Raw genomic sequence first — 1,189 nt, 5'->3', positions numbered from 1 at the left:
AACAAGCATTATTTATTCAATGATCTTAGAGACGATACCGGCACCAACAGTACGACCACCTTCACGAATAGCAAAACGAAGCTTCTCTTCCATCGCTATCGGAACGATCAACGAAACATCCATGGCAACATTGTCGCCTGGCATAACCATTTCCGTTCCTTCTGGAAGCGTAACAATACCTGTAACATCCGTCGTACGGAAGTAAAACTGAGGACGATAATTCGTGAAAAATGGTGTATGACGTCCACCTTCATCTTTTGTCAAAATGTAAGCTTCTGCTTTAAAACGTGTATGAGGCGTAACAGATCCTGGCTTCGCCAATACTTGACCACGCTCAATCCCTTCACGGTCAACACCACGAAGCAGAGCTCCTATATTATCACCCGCTTGACCCTGATCTAAAAGTTTGCGGAACATTTCAACGCCTGTAACCGTCGTCTTAGACGTTGGACGAATACCGATAATCTCGATTTCCTCTCCAACTTTAATAACACCACGCTCAACACGACCCGTAACAACGGTTCCACGACCCGAAATCGAAAATACATCCTCTATCGGCATCAAAAATGGTTGATCAACAGGACGTTCAGGGGTTGGAATATAATTATCAACTTCACTCATTAAAAGACGAACAGCATCTTCACCAATGCTTTTATCCTTATCCTCAAGAGCTGCCAACGCAGAACCTTTAACAATTGGTATATCATCGCCTGGAAAATCATATTTGGATAAAAGTTCCCGAACCTCAAGCTCTACAAGCTCCAAAAGTTCTGCATCATCAACCTGATCAACTTTATTAAGAAAAACAACAATTGCTGGAACACCAACCTGACGCGCAAGCAAAATATGCTCACGTGTCTGAGGCATTGGACCATCAGCTGCTGAAACAACCAAAATAGCACCATCCATCTGTGCTGCCCCTGTGATCATGTTCTTCACATAATCAGCGTGTCCTGGACAATCAACGTGCGCATAGTGACGATTTTCCGTTTCATACTCAACGTGCGCTGTAGAAATAGTAATTCCACGTGCGCGTTCCTCTGGGGCAGCATCAATTTGATCATAGGCTTTAAATTCACCAAAATATTTCGTAATCGCTGCTGTCAACGAGGTCTTCCCATGATCAACGTGACCAATCGTACCAATATTAACATGCGGTTTTGTTCGTTCAAACTTGCTCTTCGCCATC

At 43.7% G+C, this 1,189-nt stretch carries 1 protein-coding gene; it reads right to left on the bottom strand.

The features are described 5' to 3' along the window. Window positions 1-12: 12 nt before the first annotated feature. Window positions 13-1,188, bottom strand: coding sequence for an elongation factor Tu (tuf, locus tag ACFIJ7_RS09525; protein WP_012755022.1), 1,176 nt, complete (start codon window positions 1,186-1,188; stop codon window positions 13-15). Between the last annotated feature and the right edge of the window lies 1 nt (window position 1,189).

Origin of the sequence: Bartonella sp. MR100HLJHH, from assembly GCF_042194215.1 — a bacterium.
Lineage (GTDB): Bacteria > Pseudomonadota > Alphaproteobacteria > Rhizobiales > Rhizobiaceae > Bartonella > Bartonella grahamii.
The sequence above is the reverse complement of the archived record's forward strand: the minus strand, read 5'-3'. Positions and strand labels throughout refer to the sequence as shown.

Excerpts from the sequence above, each read along its gene's own strand:
- tuf (WP_012755022.1), bottom strand. The coding sequence starts at position 1,188 with ATGGCGAAGAGCAAGTTTGAACGAACAAAACCGCATGTTAATATTGGT.